The sequence below is a fragment of the Paenibacillus algorifonticola genome (assembly GCF_000971975.1).
GTDB lineage: Bacteria > Bacillota > Bacilli > Paenibacillales > Paenibacillaceae > Pristimantibacillus > Pristimantibacillus algorifonticola.
Window position 1 is genome coordinate 173,392 of sequence record NZ_LAQO01000011.1, and the last position, 26,489, is coordinate 199,880.

The 26,489-nt window shown below is 49.6% G+C and carries 27 protein-coding genes; 26 read left to right on the top strand and 1 reads right to left on the bottom strand.

The window, feature by feature from the left end:
* Positions 1-2: 2 nt before the first annotated feature.
* From aroB to WH37_RS18345, 14 genes are all read left to right on the top strand, one after another.
* On the top strand, positions 3-1,100 hold the full coding sequence (gene aroB, locus WH37_RS18280; RefSeq protein ID WP_046232043.1) for a 3-dehydroquinate synthase: 1,098 nt from the start codon (positions 3-5) through the stop codon (positions 1,098-1,100).
* A 1-nt stretch (position 1,101) separates the two neighbouring features.
* Positions 1,102-1,470, top strand: a complete 369-nt coding sequence (aroH, locus tag WH37_RS18285; RefSeq protein ID WP_046232044.1) for a chorismate mutase — start codon at positions 1,102-1,104, stop codon at positions 1,468-1,470.
* A gap of 405 nt (positions 1,471-1,875) precedes the next feature.
* Positions 1,876-3,468 carry an anthranilate synthase component I gene (gene trpE / locus WH37_RS18290; RefSeq protein WP_046232045.1) on the top strand — a complete coding sequence of 531 codons (1,593 nt, stop codon included), beginning with the start codon at positions 1,876-1,878 and terminating at the stop codon, positions 3,466-3,468.
* Positions 3,465-4,520, top strand: coding sequence for an anthranilate phosphoribosyltransferase (gene trpD / locus WH37_RS18295; RefSeq protein WP_046232046.1), 1,056 nt, complete (start codon positions 3,465-3,467; stop codon positions 4,518-4,520). The genes trpE and trpD overlap by 4 nt, the downstream gene beginning before the upstream one ends.
* On the top strand, positions 4,507-5,301 hold the full coding sequence (gene trpC, locus WH37_RS18300; protein ID WP_046232047.1) for an indole-3-glycerol phosphate synthase TrpC: 795 nt from the start codon (positions 4,507-4,509) through the stop codon (positions 5,299-5,301). The genes trpD and trpC overlap by 14 nt, the downstream gene beginning before the upstream one ends.
* On the top strand, positions 5,301-6,035 hold the full coding sequence (locus WH37_RS18305; protein ID WP_046232048.1) for a phosphoribosylanthranilate isomerase: 735 nt from the start codon (positions 5,301-5,303) through the stop codon (positions 6,033-6,035). The genes trpC and WH37_RS18305 overlap by 1 nt, the downstream gene beginning before the upstream one ends.
* A complete protein-coding gene (trpB, locus tag WH37_RS18310; RefSeq protein WP_046232049.1) occupies positions 6,032-7,237 on the top strand; it encodes a tryptophan synthase subunit beta in 1,206 nt (401 codons plus the stop codon). Before WH37_RS18305 ends, trpB begins: the two co-directional genes overlap by 4 nt.
* Entirely contained in the window at positions 7,224-8,030 is an 807-nt protein-coding gene (gene trpA / locus WH37_RS18315) for a tryptophan synthase subunit alpha (RefSeq protein WP_046232050.1), read from the top strand. The genes trpB and trpA overlap by 14 nt, the downstream gene beginning before the upstream one ends.
* 227 nt (positions 8,031-8,257) lie before the next feature.
* The gene (locus WH37_RS18320; protein ID WP_046232051.1) at positions 8,258-8,893 is read left to right on the top strand and encodes a TetR/AcrR family transcriptional regulator; all 636 of its coding nucleotides are present in this window, start codon (positions 8,258-8,260) and stop codon (positions 8,891-8,893) included.
* 181 nt (positions 8,894-9,074) lie between these two features.
* On the top strand, positions 9,075-10,379 hold the full coding sequence (locus WH37_RS18325; RefSeq protein ID WP_046232052.1) for an MFS transporter: 1,305 nt from the start codon (positions 9,075-9,077) through the stop codon (positions 10,377-10,379).
* Complete coding sequence (locus WH37_RS18330; RefSeq protein ID WP_046232053.1) at positions 10,339-12,678, top strand: ABC transporter permease; 2,340 nt, start codon at positions 10,339-10,341, stop codon at positions 12,676-12,678. The genes WH37_RS18325 and WH37_RS18330 overlap by 41 nt, the downstream gene beginning before the upstream one ends.
* A 22-nt stretch (positions 12,679-12,700) precedes the next feature.
* The gene (locus WH37_RS18335; protein WP_046232054.1) at positions 12,701-13,462 is read left to right on the top strand and encodes an ABC transporter ATP-binding protein; all 762 of its coding nucleotides are present in this window, start codon (positions 12,701-12,703) and stop codon (positions 13,460-13,462) included.
* 139 nt (positions 13,463-13,601) lie between these two features.
* Positions 13,602-14,699, top strand: coding sequence for a histidinol-phosphate transaminase (gene hisC / locus WH37_RS18340; protein WP_046232055.1), 1,098 nt, complete (start codon positions 13,602-13,604; stop codon positions 14,697-14,699).
* 4 nt (positions 14,700-14,703) lie between these two features.
* A complete protein-coding gene (locus tag WH37_RS18345) occupies positions 14,704-15,798 on the top strand; it encodes a prephenate dehydrogenase (protein WP_046232056.1) in 1,095 nt (364 codons plus the stop codon).
* 398 nt (positions 15,799-16,196) lie between these two features.
* On the opposite strand, the gene WH37_RS37100 is transcribed toward WH37_RS18345, so the two are convergent.
* The gene (locus WH37_RS37100; protein ID WP_177218000.1) at positions 16,197-17,033 is read right to left on the bottom strand and encodes a collagen-like protein; all 837 of its coding nucleotides are present in this window, start codon (positions 17,031-17,033) and stop codon (positions 16,197-16,199) included.
* 551 nt (positions 17,034-17,584) lie between these two features.
* Between WH37_RS37100 and WH37_RS18365 the strand changes: the two genes are divergently transcribed.
* From WH37_RS18365 to WH37_RS18420, 12 genes are all read left to right on the top strand, one after another.
* On the top strand, positions 17,585-18,181 hold the full coding sequence (locus tag WH37_RS18365; RefSeq protein ID WP_046232059.1) for an RNA polymerase sigma factor: 597 nt from the start codon (positions 17,585-17,587) through the stop codon (positions 18,179-18,181).
* Entirely contained in the window at positions 18,178-18,780 is a 603-nt protein-coding gene (locus WH37_RS18370; protein WP_046232060.1) for an anti-sigma factor, read from the top strand. Before WH37_RS18365 ends, WH37_RS18370 begins: the two co-directional genes overlap by 4 nt.
* Positions 18,781-18,862: 82 nt before the next feature.
* Positions 18,863-19,459 (top strand): histidine phosphatase family protein, encoded by a 597-nt coding sequence (locus tag WH37_RS18375; RefSeq protein WP_046232061.1) that lies wholly within the window; start codon positions 18,863-18,865, stop codon positions 19,457-19,459.
* A gap of 273 nt (positions 19,460-19,732) precedes the next feature.
* Positions 19,733-20,968: a hypothetical protein gene (locus WH37_RS18380; protein ID WP_046232062.1), complete on the top strand. Its 1,236-nt coding sequence runs from the start codon at positions 19,733-19,735 to the stop codon at positions 20,966-20,968.
* A gap of 106 nt (positions 20,969-21,074) precedes the next feature.
* Positions 21,075-21,581, top strand: a complete 507-nt coding sequence (locus tag WH37_RS18385; RefSeq protein WP_046232063.1) for a gamma carbonic anhydrase family protein — start codon at positions 21,075-21,077, stop codon at positions 21,579-21,581.
* Between the two features lie 22 nt (positions 21,582-21,603).
* Positions 21,604-21,783 carry an IDEAL domain-containing protein gene (locus tag WH37_RS18390; RefSeq protein WP_046232064.1) on the top strand — a complete coding sequence of 60 codons (180 nt, stop codon included), beginning with the start codon at positions 21,604-21,606 and terminating at the stop codon, positions 21,781-21,783.
* Positions 21,784-22,042: 259 nt separating this feature from the next.
* Positions 22,043-22,465, top strand: coding sequence for a DUF2487 family protein (locus WH37_RS18395; RefSeq protein WP_046232065.1), 423 nt, complete (start codon positions 22,043-22,045; stop codon positions 22,463-22,465).
* 234 nt (positions 22,466-22,699) lie between these two features.
* Positions 22,700-23,233, top strand: a complete 534-nt coding sequence (locus WH37_RS18400; protein ID WP_046232066.1) for a Rieske (2Fe-2S) protein — start codon at positions 22,700-22,702, stop codon at positions 23,231-23,233.
* A gap of 16 nt (positions 23,234-23,249) precedes the next feature.
* Positions 23,250-23,921 (top strand): menaquinol-cytochrome c reductase cytochrome b subunit, encoded by a 672-nt coding sequence (gene qcrB / locus WH37_RS18405; RefSeq protein WP_046232067.1) that lies wholly within the window; start codon positions 23,250-23,252, stop codon positions 23,919-23,921.
* A gap of 19 nt (positions 23,922-23,940) precedes the next feature.
* Positions 23,941-24,819: a menaquinol-cytochrome c reductase cytochrome b/c subunit gene (locus WH37_RS18410; protein ID WP_046232068.1), complete on the top strand. Its 879-nt coding sequence runs from the start codon at positions 23,941-23,943 to the stop codon at positions 24,817-24,819.
* A gap of 110 nt (positions 24,820-24,929) precedes the next feature.
* Complete coding sequence (locus tag WH37_RS18415) at positions 24,930-25,565, top strand: DUF1405 domain-containing protein (protein ID WP_046232069.1); 636 nt, start codon at positions 24,930-24,932, stop codon at positions 25,563-25,565.
* A gap of 51 nt (positions 25,566-25,616) precedes the next feature.
* Positions 25,617-26,489: a sporulation protein YpjB gene (locus WH37_RS18420; RefSeq protein ID WP_046232070.1), complete on the top strand. Its 873-nt coding sequence runs from the start codon at positions 25,617-25,619 to the stop codon at positions 26,487-26,489.

A 26,489-nucleotide genomic window follows, 5' to 3' on the forward strand; every position in this document is an offset into this window, starting at 1 on the left:
GGATGAGAGAGCTGACGGTTGATTTAGGCGAGCGCTCTTATCCGATCTATATTGGGGAGGGTCTCCTGCAGGAGGCTCCCTCTTTTTTCGAAAAGCATGGCATTAGCAAAAAATCGCCGCTTCTAATCATCTCCGATGACAAAGTGGCACCTCATTATTTGGAGCCGCTTGCAAACGCGCTCAGCGCAGCAGGCTTCCAGCCGTCGACGGCAATCGTATCCTCAGGAGAAAGCTCGAAGTCTTTGGCGGTGCTGGAGGATTTGGTCACTCATGCGCTTAAAGCGGGGCTTGACCGCAAGTCGGCGATCGTTGCCCTTGGTGGCGGCGTAGTTGGCGATTTGGCCGGTTTTGTAGCGGCGTCTTATATGCGCGGTGTGAAATTCATTCAAATTCCGACGACGATTTTGGCGCATGACAGCAGCGTTGGCGGCAAAGTGGCAGTCAACCACCCGCTGGCGAAAAATATTATCGGCGCTTTCCATCAACCGGAAATGGTGCTGTATGATCTTAACACGCTTCAGACGCTGCCGCCGCGCGATGTTCGTGCAGGGTTGTCAGAAGTGGTCAAACACGGCTTCATCTGGGACGACGCTTTCGTGCAGTGGTGCGATGAAAACTCCGAGCGTCTGCTGGCGCTTGATCCAGAAGCACTCGGCTATGCCTTGTATAAGGGATGCAGTGTAAAAGCGGCTGTCGTGTCCAAGGATGAGCGTGAGAATGACCTGCGTGCGATTCTGAATTTGGGCCATACGATTGGACATGCGCTAGAGGCTGTAGCCGGCTATGGCGAGCTGCTTCATGGCGAGGCGATTTCGATAGGCATGATTGGCTCGGCCAAGCTTGGCCTGCGTTATGGAGCGCCTGAGGACGTCTATACAACAACGAAGCGAGTGCTTGCAAAATGCGGGCTTCCGGTGAAGCTGCCTGAGCACTTCGACGTGGACGCGATTATGGAAGCGATGATGCATGACAAAAAGTTCAGCGAAAGCACGATGATTTTCGTGGTGCCGACGGCGATCGGCGAAGTGGAAATCAAGAAGGATGTACCGGCGTCATGGGTTCGGGAAATCGTGGAGGAATTGAAACAGGAGGCCGGGTAAAATGAGCGTAAGGGGAATTCGCGGGGCAATTACCGTCGATACAAACGAGAAAGAGCCTATTTTAAAAGCAACACTTGAAATGCTGCATGCGATTGTTGCAGACAATAACATTCAGCCTGACGATATTTGCAGCGTATTTATTACGGTGACGAATGATTTGGATGATACTTTTCCTGCTGTGGCCATTCGCCAAATGAGCGGCTGGGAGCTTGTTCCACTCATGTGCGCGCTGGAAGTGCCAGTCAAGGGAAGCCTTGCGCGCTGCATAAGGCTAATGGTTACCGTAAATACGGATAAAACGCAAGCCGAGATTAAACATGTGTACTTGGGAGGAGCCCAGGTGCTTCGTCCAGATTTAACGCAATCCTAATCTAATTGACGATCAGGCACAAGATGTTGTATATTGGATGAAGTAAATGAGACTAGTTGAGTTGCAAGTGAGCAGGTTTTAGTTGAAATTAGATGAGCAGAGCAGAGACGAGCATAGCCAAGTTGCAAATATAAAGACTATAGAGCAGAGTACGTTATTATGAAATGGATGATGTATAAGTTTAGCGCTTATAATCGCATTCTATTTCATCGTGAGAAGAGCCTATCCATCTTATCAGATGGCGACAGCTGTTTACGTTTACGTACGTTTGTGCAAGATGCTGCTATAGGTTTATTTTCTGGCTGGCCTTTACTTTTTTGTCCTCATCTTAAATCAACGCCCCTGCCTTGGCAGGGGCTTTTTATTTTGAATGTGTCTACACATAGCGAGAAGGGGGACGTAACGATGAATAGTGAATTACAGCAAGTGGTCAAGCTCTCTGAGGAATACAATCTCATTCCGATCGTTCGTTATATGATGGCGGATACGGAGACGCCGATTCGGCTGTTTCAGCATTTTGCCAAGGAAAAGCATGCATTTCTGCTTGAAAGTGTAGAGGGCGGCGTGAAATGGGCGCGTTATTCGTTCATTGGAACCGATCCGTTTATGATGCTGTACGGCAAAAACGGCGAAATGATTTTTGAGAAAAATGGTGAAAAAATCAGCTTCGACGATAAGCCGCTAAGCTTGCTGAAGGATCATCTTCGTTATTATCGCAGTCCGGCGATGTCCCATCTTCCGCCGTTCACGGGCGGGGCTATCGGATTTTTCGGCTACGATTTGCTGCAATATTATGAGAAGCTTCCAGCCCACCGGATTGATGATTTGCAAATGAACGATTTGCAGTTTATGTTCTGCGACCAGGTCATCGTCTTCGACCACTTCAAGCAGCAGCTGCAAATTATCGGCAATGTGCATGTGCCGAAGGAGACGACGCAGACGGGCATTGTTCAGTCCTACGGCGTCGAGGAAGCGTATAACGCAGCAGTTGCCAAAATCGAAGCGACGGTAGAGCGCTTGCAGCAGCAGGTGAAAATTCCCGTGCCAATCGGTGCTGGAGTGCCGACGATGCCCGAGGTTGGCGATGTGCAGTCCAATTTGACGAAGGAGCAGTTCATCGCCAATGTCGACAAAGCGAAGGAGTACATTCGCGCGGGCGATATTTTTCAGGTGGTGCTGTCCCAGCGCTTCAGCATTGAGACGGAGGTTGATCCGCTGCATGTGTACCGTGTGTTGCGCACAATGAACCCTTCGCCATACATGTATTATTTAAAAATGGGAGAAGAGGTTATTGTCGGCACATCGCCGGAGGCGCTCGTTAAAGTAGATGGAAGTAAGGTGGAAACCCGCCCAATCGCCGGAACGCGCCCTCGCGGCAAAACACCGGAGGAGGATTTGGCGCTGGAGCAGGATCTGCTGGCGGATGAGAAGGAGCGCGCGGAGCATCTGATGCTCGTCGATCTGGGCCGCAACGACATCGGCCGTGTATCCGAGTTTGGCTCAGTGAAATGCGATTCCTTCATGGAAATCGAGCGTTATTCCCACGTCATGCATATCGTTTCGAATGTGACGGGCAAGCTGCGGGAGGACAAGGATTTTTACGATGCGTTCCTCTCCTGCCTCCCTGCCGGAACCGTATCCGGCGCACCGAAGCTGCGGGCGATGGAAATTATTGCGGAGCTTGAAAATGAAGCTCGCGGCGCTTACGCTGGAGCCATTGGTTATTTAGGCTTCGGCGGTACGCTCGATACCTGCATCACGATTCGGACGATCATTTTCAAAAATGGCAAAGCCTACGTGCAGAGCGGGGCAGGCATCGTCTGGGATTCCGTTCCGGAAAGCGAATATACCGAAACGGTTAATAAAGCGAAAGCACTGCTGACGGCCATTCGGGCCGCTGAGCAGCTGTTCGGCAAACCTGGAGATGCGTGCGACCAGAACTTCAATGCCATCAATAGCGACTATTACATTAAAGCAGGGGAGGGTTTCGTACAATGACAAACAGCCTAACACCGATTACGATGCAAAGCGCGTTAACTAAATTAATCGGCAGCGAGCATTTGTCACGGGAAGAAGCCCGCTCCGTTATGGATATTATTATGAGCGGAGAAGCGACGCCGGTTCAAATTGCAGGCGTCGTAACCGCGCTGCGCATGAAAGGCGAGACGAAGGACGAAATTACAGGCTTTGCCCAGGCGATGCGGGCGCATTCGAGCCATGTGCAGACCGAGCAGGAAGGGCTGCTTGATACGTGCGGCACAGGCGGCTCCGGCATTCATAAATTCAATATATCGACGTCGTCGGCGATTATTGCGGCTGCAGCGGGCATTCGGGTTGCCAAGCATGGCAACCGCGCAATGTCGGGCAAAGCGGGCAGCGCTGATGTGCTGGAGGCATTAGGCGTACAAATTACGCTGACGCCTGAGCAGGCGGAGGAATGTCTGAAGCAGGTCGGCATCTGCTTCATGTTCGCGCAGCTGTACCATCCTTCGCTGCGTCACGCTTCCGTTCCGCGCCGCGAGCTGGGCATTCGGACGATTTTTAACATGCTGGGCCCGCTGACAAACCCGGCAGGGGCGGATCGGCAGCTAATCGGCTTATATGATTATAAGAAGACGGACACCGTTGCTTCGGTGCTGGCAGAGCTTGGCGTCAAGCGCGCGATGGTCGTCAGCAGCAATGACGGGCTGGACGAAATCAGCATTTCGGCACCAACTAGAGTGTCGGAGCTTCGAAGCGGCGAGGTTCGCACGTATGAAATTACGCCGGAGGAGCTAGGCTTGACCCGCTATCCGATCAGCGAGGTGCTGGGCGGAGATCCTGCGGTCAATGCGGCGATTATTCGCGGCATATTCAGCGGCGAGCAGTGCGGCGCCTATCGCGATATCGTGCTTGCGAATGCAGGGGCTTGCATTTATGTAGGGGGAGCTGCTGCAAGCTTGACAGATGGCGTTAAAATAGCGGCGGACATGATTGATTCCGGATTGGCCGAGCAAAAGCTGCTGGGCCTGATTCAAACGACAGGAGAGCTGACCCATGTTTTTGGATAAAATCGTAGTAACGAAACGCGAAGAGGTAGAAGCATTGTCCTCCACGTTCCAATTAGCAGAATATGAGCGGACGATTGCCGAGCTGGCTCCGTGCCGAGGCTTCGAGCGGGCGCTGACTGCGGGCCGCAAGCGTGCGGTCGGCTTGATTGCTGAAGTGAAAAAGGCTTCGCCGTCTAAGGGGCTGATTCGCCCTGAATTTCATCCGGCGGAGCTGGCGGCTGCTTATGAGCAGGCCGGCGCGGATTGTATTTCCGTGCTGACGGACCGGCAATATTTTCAAGGAGCAAACGAGTTTTTGACCCTTGTGAAGGATACGGTCAGCATTCCGCTGCTCCGCAAGGACTTTATTATTGATTACCGCCAGGTGTATGAGGCGAGAGTCATTGGTGCGGATGCGATTTTGCTCATTGCGGCGATATTGACGAAGCAGCAAATGGCGGAGCTGCACGATACAGCCGTTGCTCTTGGCATGGATGTGCTCGTTGAGGTGCATAACCGCGAGGAGCTGGAGGTGGTGCTTGACGTCAACAAGGCGACGTTAATCGGCGTAAATAATCGCGATCTGAAAAGCTTCGCAACCGATCTGCGCACGACAGAGGAGCTGATCGGCCTCATGCCGAAGGGCGTCACCGTTATTAGCGAAAGCGGCATTGCGGGCTCTGCGGATATGGATTATTTGCAAGGTGTTGGCGCGCAAGGGGTTCTAATTGGCGAACATTTCATGCGCCAGACCGATGCTGGCCAGGCTATTCTAGATTTGATGGGTCCGGTGAGCCGCTAGTGCAGACGCAGACGACTCCCCGGATCAAAATTTGCGGCCTGAAGACTGCGGCGACGATTCAGCAAATGGACGGGCTGCCGTTTCATGACATTGGATTTGTATTTGCGGCTAGCAAGCGTCAAGTACTGCCTGAGCAAGCAGCAGAGCTGATTAAGGCTGTACACGGCTTGAAGGCGGCAGATGGGCAGCGGCCCCAAACCGTCGGCGTATTCGTCAATCCTGAGCTGGAAGAGCTGCGCGAGACGCTGGCTATTGCTCCGCTCGATGTGGTACAGCTGCATGGAAGCGAAACGCCTGCTTTTTGCCAAGCGGTGCGTGAGCAATTTGCGGTGAAGGTGTGGAAGGTATTTTCTATACGTGATGAAGCGGTTGTTCAGTCTGGGGAGGACACAGGCACGGGAGCTGACAAGGGTACGGGCGCTCATGCTGGTGCGGATGAGGCGGCTGCCCGACTCGCTCCTTTTGACGGGAAAGTCGATGCTATACTGATCGATACAGCCGGGGGCGGCACGGGCAAAGCGTTTAATTGGCAGGTTATTGATGACTACCAAGCTGCGGCAGCGCAGCTGAATGTGCCGCTTTATGTAGCGGGCGGTCTGAACCCGGACAATGTACATGAATTGTTAGCTGCGTATGCTCCCAGTGGCCTTGATGTGTCCAGTGGAGTAGAGACGGACGGCGTTAAAGATATCGAAAAAATTAGATTATTCGTCAGAAAGGTGATGCAACGATGAACCGAGTACCGGATGAAAATGGTCGTTTCGGCAAGTTTGGCGGCCGTTATGTTCCCGAGACGTTGATGAACGCCCTGCTTGAGCTGGAGGAAGCGTACAACCACTATTCCAAGGATGAATCCTTTCAAGAGGAAATCCGCAATCTGCTGCATAAATATTCGGGCAGACCTACATCGCTCTATTATGCAGAGCGCCTGAGCGAGCAGCTTGGCGGCGCTAAAATTTATTTGAAGCGCGAGGATTTGAACCATACGGGCGCCCACAAAATCAACAACACAATCGGTCAGGGCGTCCTGGCGAAGCGCATGGGCAAAACGAAAATTATTGCCGAAACGGGCGCAGGCCAGCACGGCGTTGCTTCGGCAACGATTGCGGCTTTGCTTGGACTGGAATGCAAAGTATTTATGGGTGAAGAAGATATGAAGCGCCAGCAGCTCAACGTTTTCCGCATGCAGCTGCTTGGAGCGGAAGTCGTGCCAGTTCTGTCGGGAACGCGCACACTTAAGGATGCCTGTAATGAAACGCTCCGCTACTGGGTTAGCCATGTAGACGATACGTATTATATTTTGGGTTCGGCGACAGGGCCGCATCCATATCCGATGATCGTCCGCGATTTTCAGCGGATTATCGGCGACGAATCGCGCAAGCAAATTGTGGCAGAAGAAGGGCGTCTGCCGGATTATGTAGTAGCAGCGGTTGGCGGCGGCAGCAATGCGATCGGTATTTTTTACCCGTTCATTGAAGATGCGGATGTGCGTTTGATTGGCGTAGAAGCGGCGGGACGCGGAGTAGAGACGGAGGAGCATGCGGCTACAATGACGAAAGGCCGTCATGGCGTATTCCAAGGCTCGCTGAGCTATGTGCTGCAGGATGACAACGGACAAGTGCTGCCTGCGCATTCGATTTCGGCCGGTCTCGACTATCCGGGCATTGGACCTGAGCATTCGTATTTGAAGGATTCGGGCCGCGCGGAATATTTCCCGATTACGGACGATGAGGCGATGGAAGCTCTGCAATTGCTGTCGCGTACAGAAGGCATCATTCCAGCGCTGGAGTCGGCGCATGCGATTGCCCAGACGGTCAAGCTGGCACCAACGCTTGATAAAGATCAAATTATTGTCGTCAGCCTGTCCGGCCGCGGCGATAAAGATGTAGAGACGATTATGAGCAAGCTGGGAGGCGCAGTCGATGAATCTCATTGATACGGTATTTGCAAAGCTACGTGAGGAAAAGCGTACCGCGCTGATCCCTTTTTTAACGGTGGGAGATCCTGACCTTAAAACCTCGCTGGCCATTATTAAGCAGTTGGAGGAATCTGGCGCTGATCTGATCGAGCTTGGCGTTCCTTATTCCGATCCGCTAGCTGATGGTCCCGTCATTCAACGGGCATCCGAGCGCGCCTTGAAAAGCAGCATTACGCTTCGCGACTGTATTGAAGCGGCAGCGCAGGCACGCGAAGCTGGCGTGAAGCTGCCTTTCATCCTGTTCACCTATTTCAATCCGGTGCTTCAGTTCGGTCTGGAAGCATTTATGGAGCTGGTGAAAAATAAAGAAATCAGCGGTTTGATCATTCCCGATCTGCCGATTGAAGAGGATGCCGAGGTCCGCCAGCTGGCGGAAGCCGCGGGCATTCACCTCATTCCGCTTGTCGCTCCGACCTCCAAGGATCGGGTCGTACGTATTTCGCAAAAGGCGAAAGGCTTCGTCTATTGCGTTTCCTCGCTGGGCGTAACGGGCGTACGCGCCGAGTTCCACAGCGGCATCGACGATTTCCTCGCTACCGTGCGGGAAGCGACCGATCTGCCGATCGCAGTTGGCTTCGGCATTTCGAGCCGCGAGCAAGTGGAGCGTTTCTCCAAGCAATGCGATGGTGTTGTAGTAGGCAGTGCGATTGTACGCAAAATTGAAGAATCGATTCCGCTGCTTGAAGTGGAGAATACCCGCGCAGAGGGCTTGAAGCAGATCGGCGAGTTTGTTGCTGGGCTGAAAGGCTAGGGCATACTTAACCTTCTTAGCAGGTGGCATAGTTTAAGAGGTGCAGAATACGAGCGTATTCTGCGCCTCTTTTTTTTATAATGGGGCTCTGTGTTGTTGTTCACTACTGCTGCCAGGCTAAGTTTTCCGATCCCTTCTCAAAAAATAAGATTGATCATACTCAAATAATGCCATATACTAGCACTAGACCGACCGACGGTCTACAGAGAGGAGCGAACAAGCAGACGATGCGCATATTGAAAGACCCGGAAGAACGCAAAAATGAAATTTTAGATGCGGCAGAAATGCTGTTTTATACGAAGGGCTACAATAAAACGACGATCAATGACATCCTTCAGGAGATTGGCATTGCGAAGGGGACGTTTTATTATTACTTTAAATCCAAAGAGGAAGTTATGGATGCAATCATTATGCGGATTGTGGCGGCGGATGTTGCTTCTGCAAAAAGCATAGCCTCAAGTTCGGAGCTGCCAACCTTGGTCAAGCTGTTTCAAATTTTGATGGCTCAGAAGCCTAAGAATGGCGACCGCAAGGAACTGCTGCTGGAGCAATTCCACCAGGTCGGCAATGCCGAAATGCATCAGAAAAGCCTCGTACAGACGATTATTCACTTGACGCCTGTGTTAACAGCAGTCATTGAGCAAGGCATAGAGGAGCGTATTTTTCAAACCGAATATCCGAAGGAGACGGTGGAATTTTTAATAGTTTCTTCCACTTTTCTGTTCGATGAAGGTTTATTCGAATGGCAGGCAGAGGAAATGATCCAGAAGGCGAAGGCTTTTATTCATGTTATGGAAACGACGCTGGGAGCGAAAAAAGGCAGCTTTGATTTTATTTTTGAAATGCTGACAAACTCGGACTAATCTGGAATAACCCGTTTTAGCGCTGTGTCCAAGTTGCACATTAAAGGTGGAGCCGTTAGCGTACCCAGTTCTCCGATACCTGTTCATTTGTTGGGTACGCTAGTGTGCTGGCTTATTTTTTTGAATATTATAGACTGACGGTCAGTCTATAAAATAAAATATTTTTAGGAGGAGTTAGTCGATGATACAAAATCAAGCGAAAAAAGCGCTGTTCGCCAGAAGCTTCCAGCTGCTCCTATTGGGACAAATTATCTCGATTTTGGGCAGCGCTCTGCTGCGCTTTGGGCTATCGCTTTATGCGCTGGATCTTACAGGGCGAGCGGATATTTTTGGCACTCTCTATGCATTATCCAGCATTCCGCTGCTGCTGTCGCCAATAGGCGGGGCCATTGCTGATCGCTTCAACCGCCGTCATTTAATCGTTATATTCGATTTTGCAAGCTGCATGGTTGTACTGGGCTTTATGCTCCTATTGGCGGCAGACCATGCGACGGTTGTTGTTATTGGCATTGTGATGGTATTGCTTTCGCTGATCAGTGCTATGTACCAGCCTGCCGTGCAAGCGAGTATCCCGCTGCTGGTGCAGGAGAGCCGGCTTGAGCAGGCCAATGGAATGGTGAATGGCATTGGCGCCCTTGCCCAAATGGCTGCCCCGGTGCTTGGCGGAATCCTGTATGGCGTCCTTGGCCTGCAAACGTTAATTATCGGAAGCGGTATCGCTTTTTTACTGTCAGCTGTCATGCAGCTATTTATTAAAATCCCGTTTGTGCAACGCGAGCAGAAGCGAAATATCGTCGCAACGCTTGCAGCAGATATGAAAGTAGGGTTTGCCTACGTAGCCCAGCAGCGCTCGATTTTAAAGGCGATGATAATAGCTGCGCTGCTCAATTTCATTTTAACGCCGTTTTTTGTCGTAGGCGGGCCAATTATTTTGCGGGTTACGATGCAAAGCAGCGATACCCTTTACGGAGTTGGCATGGGCATTGTGGAATGCAGCACGATTTTGGGAGCACTGACGATTGGCATTTTTGCGAAAAAAATGCGAATGAGCACATTGTATCGGTGGCTGCTCATCATTGCTGCATTGATATTGCCATTATCGATGTCGCTAACGCCATGGATGCTGGGGCTTGGCTGTTACCCAGCCTATGTTCTATTTTTGGCAAGTGTTGTTCCCATTGCGATGGCACTGACGATTATTTCGATTTTTGTACTAACCCGGGTGCAAAAGCAGACACCTAATGACCTGCTCGGCAAGGTGATGGCCATCATTATGGCGGTCGCACAGATTGCGGCTCCTGTTGGGCAAATCGTCTACGGTAAGCTGTTTGAAACGTTTAGCTTGCAGGTTTATTTCCCTGCGCTGCTCATGTTCGGGGCAATGCTATTGATGGCTTGGGTGACAAAAAGGTTTTATCAAAATCAAATAGAGGAGGGGCAGGAAGATGCTAGGGAAAATGTGGAGAAAAGATATCGCAAGGAATAAGCTGATTACCGCTATTTTATTTATGTTTATTATGATTTCCTCGCTGCTAGTAGCAAGCAGTGCAAGTATGCTGCTGGAGCTGTTTCGTTCGGTGGATGACTGGTTTGAGAAAGCGGGTGTCCCTCATTTTGTACAGATGCATGCCGGGGAAATCGACCAGCGGGAAATGGATGGTTTTTCCAGCCGTAGTGAGCTGGTGAAGGAACAGCAAACCGTTGAGATGATTTCTATTGAACCAGATCATGTTTATTTTGGCCCCAGCGGCGAATCAGAGGATGGCAGCGTCATGGAAATGAGCTTTGTAAAGCAAAACAAAGCATTCGATTTTTTACTTGATTTGAACAATAAGCGGCTGGATGTGCTTCCGGGCGAAATAGCAGTACCGATTTATTTTATGCAGCAGCATAGCTTGGAGCTCGGGGATACGGTGCGGCTTGCGAAGGGTTCCTTTAGCAAAACCTTTACGATAGCGGATTTTGTTAGGGATGCGCAAATGAATCCGTCCATTGTCAGCTCAAAGCGTATCGTTGTAAGCGATTCGGATTGGGAGACGCTTAAGGGCCATTTTGACGAAAAAGAATATTTGATCGAATTTCTGCTGCATGATGGGGAGCGAACGAGCGAATTTGAACAGCTATACTTAGCTTCAGGCCTTCCGCACCAAGGAACCGCGATTACATACGCTCAGTTTCGGCTATTGAATGCGCTGACGGATGGCGTTGCGGCCGTTGTCATTCTTTTAGCAAGCGTGCTGATGATCGTGATCGCGTTTCTCTGCCTGCGGTTCACGATGCTCGCTGCGCTTGAGGAGGATGTTTATGAAATTGGTGTTATGAAGGCGATTGGTATAGCCAGTGACGAGATCCGCCAGCTTTATTTAATGAAATATCGGATGATCGCTCTGACAGCGAGTATGGCGGGGGTTTTGCTGTCCTTATTTGCAGAGCAGGCTTTCATGGCGAATCGGAGCCTTTACATGGGCACAGCTGAAAAAAATGCGCTAAGCTACATCATCCCCTTGCTGGGGGCGGGCTGTATTTTTCTATTAGTCATGTTGTTCTGCCGCTTGGTTTTGAGGAGATTTAAGCGAATATCAGCCGTTGAAGCGTTGCGCTCAGGCAGCACTTCGGCCAAAGGGCGGATGACAAGACTGCTAAAGCTCCATCGTAGTCGGTTTATCCCTGTAAATATATTTGTCGGCATTCAGGATGTGTTCGTCCGGCTTAAAACATTCGGCTTGCTGGGCTTCGTATTCACGCTTTGTTTTTTCCTGATAATAGTGCCTGTGAATTTTTTGAATACGATGAAATCACCCGATTTTATGACTTATATGGGAGCGGGGAGGAGTGATATTCAAATTGATATGCGGCAAACGGATGACGTAGCGCAGCGGTACAACGATATGATCGCTTATATTCAACACGATAGTGATGTGGAAATCTATGCGCCGCTCGTAACGAGCTCTTATATGATGCGCAGCGACGATGGCGTCTATGAAAAGGTGAGCGTGCAAACGGGCGATTTTTCGCTATTCCCCCTAGCTTATTTAAGCGGGGCTGCTCCTGCTACAAACGATGAGATTGCTCTTTCTTATCTACATGCGAAGGAACGCGGCAAACAGCTCGGCGACACGCTGACGCTCATCGTTGCTGGGGAAGAACGAGTACTGAAGCTTTCGGGCATTTATCAGGATGTGACCAATGGCGGCAAGACAGCTAAAGCGCTGCTGCCTTATGAAGCACAGTCCGTCCTTTGGTACATGGTCAGCTTGGATGTAAAGCCGGGAGTTGCGATTGGCGAAAAAAGGGCTGAATACGCGGCCGCCTTTCATCCGGCAAAGGTGACGTTTATGGATGATTATTTATCACAGACTCTTGGCTCCACCATAAGCCAGCTGCAAAAAATAACGGCGCTGACCTTAGCGGCAGCTCTCGCCATTGCGATGCTGATTACCGCTTTATTTTTCAACATGCTAATCGTGAAAGACGCTTCTGATATCGTCATCATGCGAAGCCTAGGGTTTTCCTTGAAACATATCCGCCTGCAATACATCATCCGCTCATTGGCGGTATTAATGGCAGGGATCGTGTTAGGTACCGCAGCAGCGGGAAGTCTTGGGCAGGGCGTAGTCAGCATGCTGATGTCATTTATGGGCGCAGCCCGCGTCGAGTTTGTCGTTAATCCGTTTGTGGCCTACATGCTTATTCCGTTGATACTCCTCGCTGTAGTGCTAATAACGACGCTATTCAGCAGCTTAACCATAACGGCGACTGGAAAAAGTGCTGTCGCAGCTAAATAATTTTCGAAATGAGGGCATCGTGATGACCATCGTGTTAGAGGCGAAAAACGTAAACAAAAGCTATTCCGTAGGCAGAAATAACGAACAGTCTGTGCTGAAAAATGTGAATCTGCAATTGCAGGCAGGTGAGTTCGTATCTATAATGGGGCCTTCTGGCTGCGGCAAGTCTACCTTGCTGTATACGATTAGCGGGATGGATAAAATGACGTCCGGCAGCGTTGCCATACAAGGGCAAGAGATCGGCAGTCTATCCGAAGAGCGGTTGGCCCAGCTTCGCTTGAGCAAAATGGGATTTATTTTTCAACAGAGCGGTTTTTTGAAAAATCTCAGCCTGCTCGATAATATGATTTTACCCGCTTATATGGCGAAAAGAGAGAGTCGCGCTGTTATTGACAGGCGGGCCAGCGAACTGATGCAGCGGACAGGAATTGCGGGGCTTGCAAATGCTGACAAGGCGGAAGTATCCGGTGGACAGCTCCAGCGGGCAGCCATTTGCCGGGCGCTTATCAACCAACCGGATATTGTGTTTGGCGATGAGCCGACGGGGGCGCTCAATTCTAAGGCGAGCGATGAGGTCATGGCTATTTTAACGGAATTGAATCATACGGGGACAACGATCATGCTGGTAACCCACGATGCGAAGGTAGCTGCCAAAACACAGCGCGTGTTATTTATGCTGGATGGCCGCATCGTGGGCGAGCGGGTACTCGGTCAACTGGGACAGGCTGAATTGAAGGTGCGGGAAGCAAAACTATCCTCCTGGCTTGCCGAGATGGGGTTTTAGATTTTTTTATTAGGGCGGGCGCCATCAATTGCAATAGAACATCTTTTAAAGCGGGGCAAGATGTGAGACAATAAGCTTTATGCAATTGATATTAATATATCAATTAATATGTATATATTAAGAAGAGGTGGTCGGCAGCATGCAGCCAAAAAATAATATTTTACATCTCCCTGTCTATCAGCCTGGCAAGCCGGTTGAAGATGTGAAGAGAGAGCTTGGGCTAACTGAAGTTACGAAGCTGGCTTCCAATGAAAATCCACATGGTTGTTCGGAGCAGGCTAAAGCGGCAATTATGGAGGAATTAAACCAAACGAATATTTATCCTGATGGCGCGAGCATTGAGCTTGCAGCAGCACTTGCAAACCATCTTAACGTAAAGCCGGAGCAGCTGATTTTCGGCACAGGCTCTAGTGAAATTATTTTAATGCTGGCTCGTGCGTTTCTCGTTGCAGGAGACGAAACGATTATGGCGGACGAGACATTCCCGCAGTATAAGCATAACGCCGAAATTGAGAACGCTCGCATCATCGAGGTGCCGCTGAAAGATGGCAAGCATGATCTTCCTGCCATGCTGGCGAAGGTAACGGAGCGTACGAAAATCATCTGGATTTGCAATCCGAACAATCCAACCGGCACGATTGTAACGAAGGACGAGCTGACTTCCTTTTTACAGCAGGTTCCGAGCCATGTGCTCGTTGTGCTGGATGAGGCGTATTGCGAGCTTGTAACTGATCCCGCATTTCCGAATGGCATTGAACTGCTTAGCAGCTACCGGAACTTGATCGTGTTGCGAACATTCTCTAAGGTGTATGGATTGGCGGCGCTTCGTATTGGCTATGGCGTTGGCGATCCGGATGTGCTTCGCTTCATTAATCAGGTGCGTGAGCCCTTTAATACAACGAGAATCGCGCAGGCAGCGGCTAAAGCGGCAGTGTCCGATCAGGCTTTTATTCAGCATGTTGTTGAACAAAATGCAGCGGGCATCGCTTATTTCGCTGCGCAGTTTGACCGTCTTGGCCTTGCTTATTATCCGGCGCACGGCAATTTCATTATGGTCGATGTATTGCGTCCTTCCACAGAAGTATTTAATGCGCTGCTGCGCAAAGGCTTTATTATTCGTTCCCGCTGGACGTATTACCCGACCTATATTCGGGTCAGCGTAGGCACCAAGCAGCAAAATGAGCAATTTATAGCTGCTTTGGAGCAGGTATTGCAGGAAGTGGCGGTGCAGTCATAGGGTTATGGTGAAAATAGCGATATTTGGCGTTGGATTAATTGGCGGATCGCTTGCCCTTTGTTTCAAGGGCAAGCCGGACGTAACGGTTGTCGGCTATTCAAACCGGGCGTCCTCCGCAGAGAAATATGTCAATCGTGGCGTCGTCGATTCCGCAACGACGTCTGTTCGGGAGGCGGCTGTAGATGCTGACTTTATTTTCCTTTGCGTGCCTGTAGGCAAGCTGGAGGAGTATGTGGACGAGTTGAGCCAGCTGCCGCTGAAGCCGGGCTGTATTGTAACGGATGTCGGCAGCACGAAAGCTTCCGTCGCACTGTGCGGACGCAGGCTGGAGAGCCAGCCGGGCGTATCGTTTATTGGCGGCCATCCGATGGCAGGGTCGGAGCGCTCCGGCGTTGAGGCGGCATCGACCCATTTGTTCGAAAATGCTTTTTACGTCCTCACGCCTGACGCGTCGACTCCACAGGGCCAACTGGATAAGCTCATTGAACTGCTTGCGCTGACGAAAGCACATATTGTCAGTGTGGATGCAAAGTCGCATGATGAAATCGTGGGCGCGATCAGCCATCTGCCGCATATGATTGCAGTTGCGCTGGTCAACCAGATCCGCGGCTACAATGAGCAGGATCAGCTGTATGCTTCGCTTGCAGCGGGGGGCTTCCGCGACATTACCCGTATCGCCTCAGGCGACCCGGTCATATGGCGCGACATTTTGGTCAATAACAAAAGTGTCCTGCTTAAGCTGCTGAAAGACTGGAATGCAGAAATCGCGACATTCGCAGACCTGCTGGAGCGGGAAGATGGCGAAGGCATAGAGGAGGCGTTCCGCACAGCTGGCGAATTCCGCAGCAAGATGCCTGAGCGCCGCAAGGGCATGCTGCATTCGATTTATGATTGTTATGTAGACGTACCCGATCATCCCGGCATTATCGGTAAAATCGCCAGCGACCTCGGCAAGGAGCGCATCAATTTGAGCAACATCCATATTATTGAGAGCAGAGAGGACGTTCCAGGCATCCTCAGGCTGTCCTTCCGCACCCAGGAGGATTTGGATCAGGCTCAGCTCGTGCTTGCGGATGCGGGCTTTGCGGTTCATCAGTAAAGGAATAGCTATTCGGCCCCACAGCAGCTTTCGAGCTATTGCGGGGCATTTTTGTTTAGGGACATATGCAGTTGCCAAGCAAACAGCGTTAGCTGGAAGTGATATAAGCGTTTTCAAAATAAATCTCGAAAAAATGAAAACGCTTATTGACATATTGGAAGCGTATACATATAATAAAAGTACAGTATGGTTTCTCTCCACTCCTATCCAAAACTTATGTTCTGAAAATGAACATGGACCGCCTATATGGCGGTCTTTTTTTGTTGTAATGCAAAAATAGCTTACTAGCTTAATTGCTTGTTCGATGAAAAAAATTAGAGAAGGCTATAAATTAAAAAAAGGCTGACCAGCAGCCATTTCTAATGACTTCTGGTGACAGCCCCAAAGAGTAAGCAAAATTATGCTAGTTTTTCAATGACAATAGATGCGCTCACGGTTGACGTTCCGCCGCCGATGGCGTTTTGCAATACCAGATTGCCCATGTTATCAATACGATTTAAAGTCAATACGCCGCCAGCGGTCAATTGAGCAACGACTTGACCTTGGAAAGGATTGTTGCCCGCTCCTGTACCGTAGTTGCTGCAAGGCACAAGTGCAGCAGCAGTTGGGCCTGCTCCGTCCGGATCGAAGAATAGACCAAACGCAGAGTTTCCAGGTGTTGGGAACACTTCCCAGCTAATGTTGTAAAAGCCGTTTTCGTTAATGATAATATCGCTCGGTGGAGAGAACGTAAGCGCCGTTGCGCTAATAAGCATATCGTTAAAGGTTACTGCACCTCCTTGCCCTCCTGGCACTGCTGCTGCTGCAACATTTTGTGCTTCCGTGCTGCATAGGAATGCAAAGGAAGATATGCCGCCAGCGGGTCCTTGAGGCCCTGTTGGCCCTGTTGGTCCTGTTAGTCCTGTTGGTCCTGTTGGTCCAGTTAGTCCTGTGTCTCCAGCTGGCCCTTGAGGACCTGTTAATCCTGTAGCTCCAGTTGGCCCTTGAGGTCCTGTTAGCCCAGCAGTCCCCGCTGGCCCTTGTGGACCCGTCAGCCCAGTAGCTCCAGCTGGCCCTTGTGGTCCTTGTGGGCCAGGTGTAGGGGTAACATTAACTTTAACTTTAGGGGCTGGGCAGGCTACTTTGACAACTTTTTTCTTTATAATAATATTCTTTTTTCTTTTAGGTTTACATACTGCAACGATTTTTTTGTGACAATTTTTCTTTTTCTTATTTTTATCAATAATACAACTCAATTAATACACCTCCTAGGATTTGAGATATAATACGTTTGAGCTGGAATTTGGGAAGGACAAAAACCCAAGGTTTACTAGACTATTATCTATTTTTGTGCAAAAAGGGCGAATAACGATAGATGGTAGCCCTATATGTAATAGAGTGGATTGTCAAGGGGCTAATAATGGGGGCAATGCTATCTGTATTAGGCGAACCGATATTGCTGGAAGCTGGGCCGCTTATTTATTCCGGAATCGACGAGTGGATTTTTTACATAGGTGAGCGGCGTCATAAATCCCATTTTCCAGCATATCCTTTTACAGCGTTTTCAAGGACGGATCGGGCATCTTGTGTTACAATACATAAGGATAGTTCCTTTTTCTAAAAAAGGACTCTTTATCCTTTTGTCGAATAAAGCAGGATTTTGATTATATGGCGCGAATTTATTGTTGATAGACTAGCGATTCGTAATTTTTAATATACATACCGCAACTTTTTGCTTCCGGCTCGGTACAATTTAATGATAACAGGGCCGGGAAGATGAATTCACAGGTGGGGAGGTTCGCCTGTCATGACTGATTCCCAATTAATAAGGGAAATTAAAGATGGCAACATTGAGCTTTATTCAGAGCTAATGAGCCGTTATCAGCGCAAAATATTATCTTTCATTTTTCATATGCTCAAAAGCGCGAAGCTTGAGCTGCTTGCAGAGGATTTATGCTCGGAAACGTTTTATAAAGCCTATCGCAGCCTGCACTCGTTTCGCGAGGTGGATGCTTCTTTCTCCACATGGCTTTACACGATTGCCCGCAATACCGTGCTTAGCGAGCTGCGCAAGCAGAAAGCTGCGAATTTATCTCTGGATGAATCGGGCATTGTGCCGGTTACGGCCCCCGATGCAGGTCCGGAGCAGCTCGTGCTTCGCAATGAGCGAATGGCGATGGTTCGCGAAGCCATTAATAATTTGCCTGAAAAACAACGGTCCGCACTTATCCTTAGAGAATATGACCAGATGGACTACCAGGAAATTGCCAGTATTTTAGGGCAGACGGTCAGTTCTGTGAAATCCTTGTTATTCAGAGCCAGAGCCAGTGTGAAGGTCCAATTGGAGCCTTATTTTGGCGAAGCTCTCGGAGTGGAAGAATATGAAGGGATGAAAACGCGATGAAATGCGAAGACGTTCAACACAAACTCCATATTTGCTGGGAGCTGCCGGAGGAAGATCCGCAGCGGCAGGAGATGGAGGCCCATCTGCTTGATTGTGAGCATTGCATGGAGCAGCTCCGTTTGTGGGAAGAGAGCGAGGAGCTGATTCGTTGCATTGCCGAGGATGATTCCGTAGAACTGCCGCCAATGGATCATGTGACGCGCGGCGTCATGGATCGCATTTATGCAGAGGAATCCTGGCTTATGCCGGTTACGCACAAAAGCTATCAGTTTTCTCCTTCCTTTCGTCGCAATGTAGCCCTTGTTGTGGCAGGCTGCATGGCGATGTTCGTTTGTGCGCTCGTATTTTTCGTCGTTGGCAACGAAACGAGTACAAGTCCGGATCAACTGGCCCAGTTAACTGGATTTATGGACACAGCTAATGCTTCGGGCAGCGGGCTCGTCATTAGCGCTGAATATGAAGTGCCGGTTGCGAGTATCAGCGATCCTTTCGTGCTTAAGGTCGTTCCGGCTTTTCCGCAATATTGGGTAGCGCTGTCGCTGCTTGGCATGGTCATGACGCTGCTTTTGCTAAACTGGTTATCAAGAACGCGCAGCTAGCGTAAGGGCTCCTTGACAGGGGCCCCTTGTTTTGCGTTACCTTGCGGTAATAGATTGCAACTAAGCTAGGGAGGCTGGCGGGATGATAATAGGTCTGGTACGTCACGGCAATACGGATTGGAATAAGCTTGGGAAAATACAAGGGCAGACCGATATTCCCTTGAATGAGCGGGGAATCGCTCAAGCCGTGGCGCTGGCTAATCGTTTAAGCGAGGATCAGACGCCGTGGGATGCTGTTATTGCCAGTGATTTGCAGCGTGCCCGTGAGACAGCCCGAATTATCGCGGATAAGCTGGACATTCCGCTGCTTGCGCCGGATGAGCGGCTGCGTGAGCGGTTTTATGGCGATATAGAAGGAACGACAGAGCAGGAGCGAATAGCGCGCTGGGGTGAGCAATGGCGCCATGCTGAAGTTGGACAGGAGTCTGACGAGACTGTGCGCGTGCGTGGGCGCTCTTTTGTAGAGGAATGGCGGCAAAGCAATCCCCAGGGGCGCCTGCTTGTCGTCACGCATGGAAGCTTTCTGGCGCAGCTGCTGGATGAGCTGTGCTCGGGACTTGATAAGCAGTTTCTCGATAATATGTCCTATTCCATACTCCAGTTCAAGGGAAGTGTTTGGGAGCCCTTGCTATACAATTGCAGCCGGCATTTGCAACAACTCGATCAAGTCGGTGTTTAAATTAATAACGGAAAGCTGCTTTATTAATCGTTTTAGCAGCTGGGTTCAGACGATGGCAACGCCATTCCTCTTACGAGAGGGATGGCGTTTTTTTATGGTTGCGCCTTTGCGTGCTTTTTTCGAAAAAGGAGCATAAAAACTATTTTTTCCGGAACTACGGTTATAAAATCTGAGTTTCTTCCCATAATGGTAATAAAAAAAGGCTGCTCTACAATCATGAGCGCAAGCAAAGCTGTACATTAAGCAGCAGTTAAGCGCGAAGGAGGAGAGACTATGAATTTATCGGATATGCTTGGCTGCGCAGATATCGGGCAGCTCAGCCGCATTGCCTCCGTCTATCAATGCGAGTGCAATAGCAACTCCAAAAATGAATTGATTCAGTCGATTCTCGGCGCTGTAAGCAGAAATGATGTTTTCGAGCAACAAATCAGCAGCATGGCGATTGAGGATTTGCGTTTTTTAAACTCGCTGCTGTTCGAGACGAGAGACGCTTTTAGTCTGGAGGAGCTTCTGGCTCGTGCGCAGCAGAGCAGGTTTAACGGCCCGGAGGCAGCGAGCGCTGTCCAAAAGGAAACGAAGGGACAGCAGCAGGCTTCTGGAGAGAAATCCTCTTCTAATCAGAAGTCAGCCAAGGCTGCGCAGCCGAAGCGCCGTTCCAAAAAAACGCCTGTTATGAAGGAAAGCAGCCCACGGGATATAATCGTTAAATTCAAGCATCAGGGCTGGCTGTTCAATGGCTTCACCGGGCCGAACCGTTATTTGTTTCAGGTCCCGGAAGATTTGAAGCAGCGGTTTCGTGAAACGTTGAAGCGCAAATTTGCAGCACAGCTAGTGTATACGGACGAGCCTCATGTGTACCGCGACGAGCAGGAGCTGCTGCAGGCCGATATTCGCGGGCTGCTGCTCTACATCCATCACAACGAAGTGACGATGGCGGCTGATGGTTCCTTATACAAGCGCTTCAGCTTGCAACTGCTTGATTTGTTTTCGATCAAGGAGGAGCTGCCGGGCAAGGGAGAATGGCGATTCGGCTACGGCAAATATTTTCACCATTATCCGAATCGAATGTCGCTGCTGTATGACTACTGCATGCAAATGAACTATTTCATGGAGGAGCCTCTTGGCCTCAGGCTTACCTCAGGTGGCCAGGAAAGGCTGCTCAGCGCTCCGGCAAATGAATTGCAGCTGCTGTACAAATGCTGGCTTAAGCAGTATAAAGGGCCCATCCCGAACATCTTAGCGCTTGTACAATGGATTGGCGGACTGTCCGATCAGTGGGTAACGGCACAATCGCTCAGCCAAGTGCTCGTACCGCTCATTAAACCTTTCTATTATGATGATGCGGAGCGGATTTTTCAGCACAGATTACTCAGCATGCTCGTCCATCTAGGTCTAATACGCCTTGGAGAGCATGAGCTGCACGGCATGGTCATCAAAACGACGAAAGCGGGCAGAGCAGTAATTATGGGTATTAGCCTGGAAGAGCAGGACCGATTGTTCATGTATTGACAATGGTCGCGGCAGTTGATAGAATCACCCCACACTAATGTAAAGGAACGGATGCATAGCAACTGAATGCTGATTTTCCATTGCAAATGAGAGGGGAATTTATGAGATGCTGCTGCCTTATTTGGGAGTAAGACCAACGATTCATTCTAGTGTTTATATCGGAGAAGGAGCGAAGCTGATTGGAGATGTAACAATTGGCCGCAGCAGCACCGTATGGTTTAACGCTGTGCTTCGCGGAGATTTGGCGCCGATACATATTGGACATAGCTGCAATATACAGGATGGGGTTGTCGGGCATGTGAATACGAACCAACCGCTCATTTTGGAAGACGAAGTTTCCATTGGGCACGCGGCGATTATCCATGGCTGTACGATAGGTAGAGGCACATTAATTGGAATGGGGGCAATCGTACTTAACGGCGCGCAGCTTGGTGAATATGCTTTAGTAGGAGCCGGTTCGATTGTTACGGAGAATAAGAAGATACCACCCTATACGCTTTCTCTTGGTTCACCTGCTAAAGTCGTTAGAGAGCTTACGGAGGACGATTTGCTGCGAATGAAACGAACGATGGAAAGCTACGTGAAGAAAGGCGAAGAATATAGGATCTCTTAACGCCGGTGTGGAGGTGTATCCTATGGATAAAATGAAGGTAACGTACGAAGCGATGCTGTCGCTTGCAGCAGAAATGGCCTTGGATGAAGCGGTACGAAAATTCCGTGCGGAGCGTATTTACCGCGAAATTGACCAGTCGCTTGTGGCTGGCGATGAGGATACGTTTTATCGCTTAGCTAAGGAATTGAACGAAATGAAGTGAAGGCATAACGTGGATAGTAAGGATGAAGGGCGAAATAAGCTTCCATCATAGGCTCTGGCGATAAAGCTCGCGGGCTGAGGTAGAAGCTTATTTTGCTGTTCATCAAAATTAATCGGCAATTAGATGGGAAAGACCCATTGGCAAATGGGTAATAAACCGTTAACATAGACAAAGGTTTGGTACATAAATAAGGAAGCTCGTTGGCTTTTGCAAGCCGCGATAAGCCAGCTATAGCTGCAAGCGGAAGGAGATCTTAGCAATGAAATTTAGCGATGTGCAAGAAGAACAGTGGGACGAGCTGCGTCCTTATTTGGACACTTGTATGCTGCCTGTCACAGGCATGAGCGGCGAAGAGCAGCCTTATGAGGCGACTGCTGCCTTGGAGCGTCTGCGTGATGTTATGGATCTGATTGAAATTCCTTTTAAAGGGCGAGTAGTCACTTATCCAGCATTACATTATATACGCAGCCACAATTTCTCTGATATGATTAATGATGTATGCGCTTCACTTAGAGACTCAGGCTTCCGATATATAATTGTAGCGACAGCATCGGACAAGCTGGATTTGGCTACTATTCAAGCCGATTTGCTGCTCGGTCCAGATGAAATGGGAGTTTTGCCCTCTGTAGCCGAGGTGAAGGGGAGAGTGTCGCTGCTGTGGAATCCGAACCAGTCGACCTGATTTTTCAAATTTGCATAATTGAACAGTTTTCTGGGGAAAACAAACGCCATGCAAGGTTAAATGTGACAAATTAATTACAAATTAAAAATCAACATTTTATTAGGTAGTCAAATCATCAGCCATATTCTTGACGCTCCTAAGCACCTAGGCTATTATAAGTATGTCCTAGTTCGTCATGTGTTTTGCCATGGGCTAAAACACAAGAAATGGTTGGCAAAGGGGGTAGAACAGAAGATGAGTAACCACGAACATCAAGAATCGGCACATAAGCCGCTTCAACGCAAAGAGATGTCAAGACGGCAGTTTTTGTCGTATACGCTCGGTGGAACAACCGCATTTATGATGGGCGGAGCCGTGCTTCCAATGGTGCGTTTTGCGGTAGACCCATTATTAGAGAAAAAAACCGAAGGCACCTTTGTTAAAGTAGTAGAAGAGAGCAAAATTACGACAGATCCGCAAGAGTTTAAGTTCCAAATTCACCAAGTTGATGGATGGTACGTCAGTGATCCTGAGCTGTCTGCTTGGGTGTCCAAAGACGCAAACAACAAAATATTTGCGCTTTCACCAATCTGCAAACATCTGGGCTGTACAATCGCCTGGAATGCGAAGGGTAAAGATGAGTATGACTGCCCGTGTCACGACGCGCGTTATACGAAAGACGGTAAGAACATTACCGTTGCACCAAATCCATTGGATGAATACGAAGTGAAGATTGAGAATGGATTTGTTTACTTGGGTCCAGTTAAGCCAAATTCACGGGTAGGCTAAGGAGGCGAATGATCAGATGTTTAAAAGTGTATACAATTGGATTGATGAACGTCTTGACATTACGCCGTTGTGGAGGGATGTTGCGGACCATGAAGTGCCGGAGCACGTTAACCCTGCGCATCATTTCTCGGCGTTCGTCTATTGCTTTGGCGGCCTGACGTTTTTTATTACCGTTATTCAAATTTTGTCTGGTATGTTCTTGACGATGTATTATGTTCCGGACATTCTGAATGCTTATGCAAGCGTTGACTATTTGAACCACAAGGTCGCATTCGGCGGCATCGTTCGCGGTATGCATCACTTTGGTGCGAGTCTCGTTATTGTTATGATGTTTTTACATACGCTGCGCGTGTTCTTCACCGGCTCTTATAAAGCGCCGCGCGAAATGAACTGGGTAGTGGGTATGCTTATTTTCTTCATTATGTTGGGCCTTGGTTTCACGGGCTACCTTCTTCCATGGGATAACAAAGCTTACTTCGCAACAAAGGTCGGCGTTCAAATCGCGGAATCCGTTCCGTACATCGGACCTTACATCGGGCAGTTCCTGTATGGCGGCGACATCGTAGGTGCTCAAACGCTGACTCGCTTCTTCGCGATTCACGTGTTTTTCCTGCCTGGCGCATTGCTTGCTATGCTAGCGGCTCACTTTCTGATGATTCGGAAACAAGGTATTTCGGGACCACTTTAAGCGAAGGGAGGACTTTATGATGGCACATGGTCACAAATCAGATGAAAAGGTTGTATTCGTTGGCGATTCTCGGGTGAAGAAAAACAATCATCCGAATATTCCGCCGGACTATACGTCTTTTCCAGGGAAGTCAGAGGCGTTTATTCCTAACTTCCTGCTGAAAGAGTGGATGGTTGGTTGCGTCGTACTCGTCGGTTTTCTTGTATGGACGATTGCAGAGCCAGCTCCGCTTGGCTATCCGGCAGACCCAACAAACGCAGCGTTTATTCCGATGCCGGACTGGTATTTCTTGTTCCTGTATCAATTTTTGAAATATCCATATGTATCACAGGATTATATCGTACTCGGTACGATGGGTGTCCCTGGCGTTATGTTCGGCGGCTTGCTGCTTGCTCCTTTCCTGGATACAGGCAAAGAGCGCAGATTTTACCGCCGTCCGATTGCTTCCTCGCTAATGATTTTGTCATTGATCGCGACGGTGTATTTGACGGTTATATCTTGGGATCACTACCAGCACCAGCTGGAAATTACCAATACAATACCTGAACATCACATTCGTGAAGAGAAAGCAAGAGAAGCAGCGGCTAAAGGTGAAGAGGCTCCTAGCACGACGAAGAAGCCTGAAACCGCTGCCGTTGCGATTGTAGAAGCGGATGATCCAGCACATAAGCTGATGGAGCAATCCAAATGTCTAACCTGCCATGCAGCAGACATGAAGGGTAATCCACCGCAAATTCCTGCACTGCGTGGTATTGGCGATGTCTTGTCCAAGGAAGAAATTGTAGCGACCGTCACGAACGGTAACGGCAATATGCCTGCCTTCAAAGACAGCCTGAGCGCTGAGCAGATTGATCAAATTGCAACGTGGCTTTCTAAACAGAAAGCTGCAGCTGAATAAAAAAGTAACAGAAAGAACCTGATTGCTTCATTGCAATCAGGTTCTTTTCAAACTTATTAGGACAATGTACGGGCGGTACAACAAGGCTGGTAATATAGGGGCTGAAAATAATGGGATTGTCATGGTTATGGAGCCGCATGCTGTGGATGAATCGTACGATATTGTGGCTGTTGTATATCGTTAATTTTTTAGGGACTGTTTACGGTTATATATGGTATTGGAATCAATTGGTTTATACATATGAACGTTTTCCATCTTGGCTGCTTGTATTTGTGCCGGACAGCCCGACGGCGAGTTTATTTTTCACGCTTACGCTGCTTTACCTGCTGTTCCCGCCGCCTGAATCGGCATCTAGATTCGTTCAGGTGACTAGAATGATTATAGAAGGACTTGCGGTCGCAACGTCAGTGAAATATGGCTTGTGGGCGGTATCGATGATTGTGGCTACCGGAGCGCAAGGCGGGGAAATGAATTGGCAGCATGGTATGCTCGTGTTTTCTCATCTTGGTATGGCTGTAGAGGTGCTTTTGTATGCTCGTTTTATGAAAGCGGGATTCAAGGCCGTCGTCATCGCCACAGCCTGGCTGCTGCTGAATGACACGATTGATTATACTTTCGGCGTGTTCCCGTGGCTGGCTGATGAGCTGATGGATGATTTGCCGCAAGTTCGCTTGTTTACATATGGCCTGACCATCTTCAGCTTTATCGTTGGCTGGCTGGCGCTTCGAGCAAGAAAACAAGCATAAAAAGCATAACGATGGACATCCCCTCATAAGCTTGATTATGGGGGGATGTCCATGAGAACGCGTATTGCAATACCCATTCTATTATGTATCGCGATGATGCTAGGCTCCGTCTCCGCGACATGGGCTTATGCGGGCGAACAACCGCTTGGCGCCAGACAAGTGCAAGCTGCCGATGCTGAAGTACTAATGCGTCGTTTCGAGGAAGCGGCTCATTCATTATATACGGCTTCGTATGCGGACAACCGCCAAGCTGGCTATAAATATGTCCAGCAGCTGGAGCGTCTGCTGCCGCAGCTGGAAACAGGCATAGAAGGCCGTCCAGCTGGCTGGTCTAAGCTGCAGCAGAGCATTCAGGCTGTCTCAGACGAGCTTTTGAGCAAAAGGCAGCCTGTAGAATGGATGGCGCCATCTGCTCGCATTCATCTAACTGCGGATGCGATGCTTAGACCGGCAAGCGGGTTATGGATGCAATATGAGCGTGTTATGCTCGAAGATGTAAGCCGGGTGAGAAAAGCATGGAAGCGCCCATATGAGGAGCGGGCGGATGCTGCAAGGGCGGCGATGGACAACTTAAGCGCGCATTTGGCGCTCGTTGAAGGTCCCGCCTCTATGCTGCGTCCGGAAGGGAGGACAGCAGAGCTGCATGAGCGGATACGCTATACGAATGTGTTGTTATCTGCTGGGCCTAGAGACCAAGCGCAGGCAGGTCGAGTCGACGAGGCACTGACGCAGCTTGGAGCAGCGGTAAGCAGATTGTTTACGGACAAGCCGCAATCTGTGGAAGAGCCTGCGCTCGCACCACCCGCATCGGCTAATCCGGTAAGCTGGACGCTGCTGCTTGGCGCTTTTATTATGGCCGTGCTTGCTTATAAGAGCTGGCGTAAATACAAGCAACAGCCTTACGGCATAAAGCCGCTCCCGTGA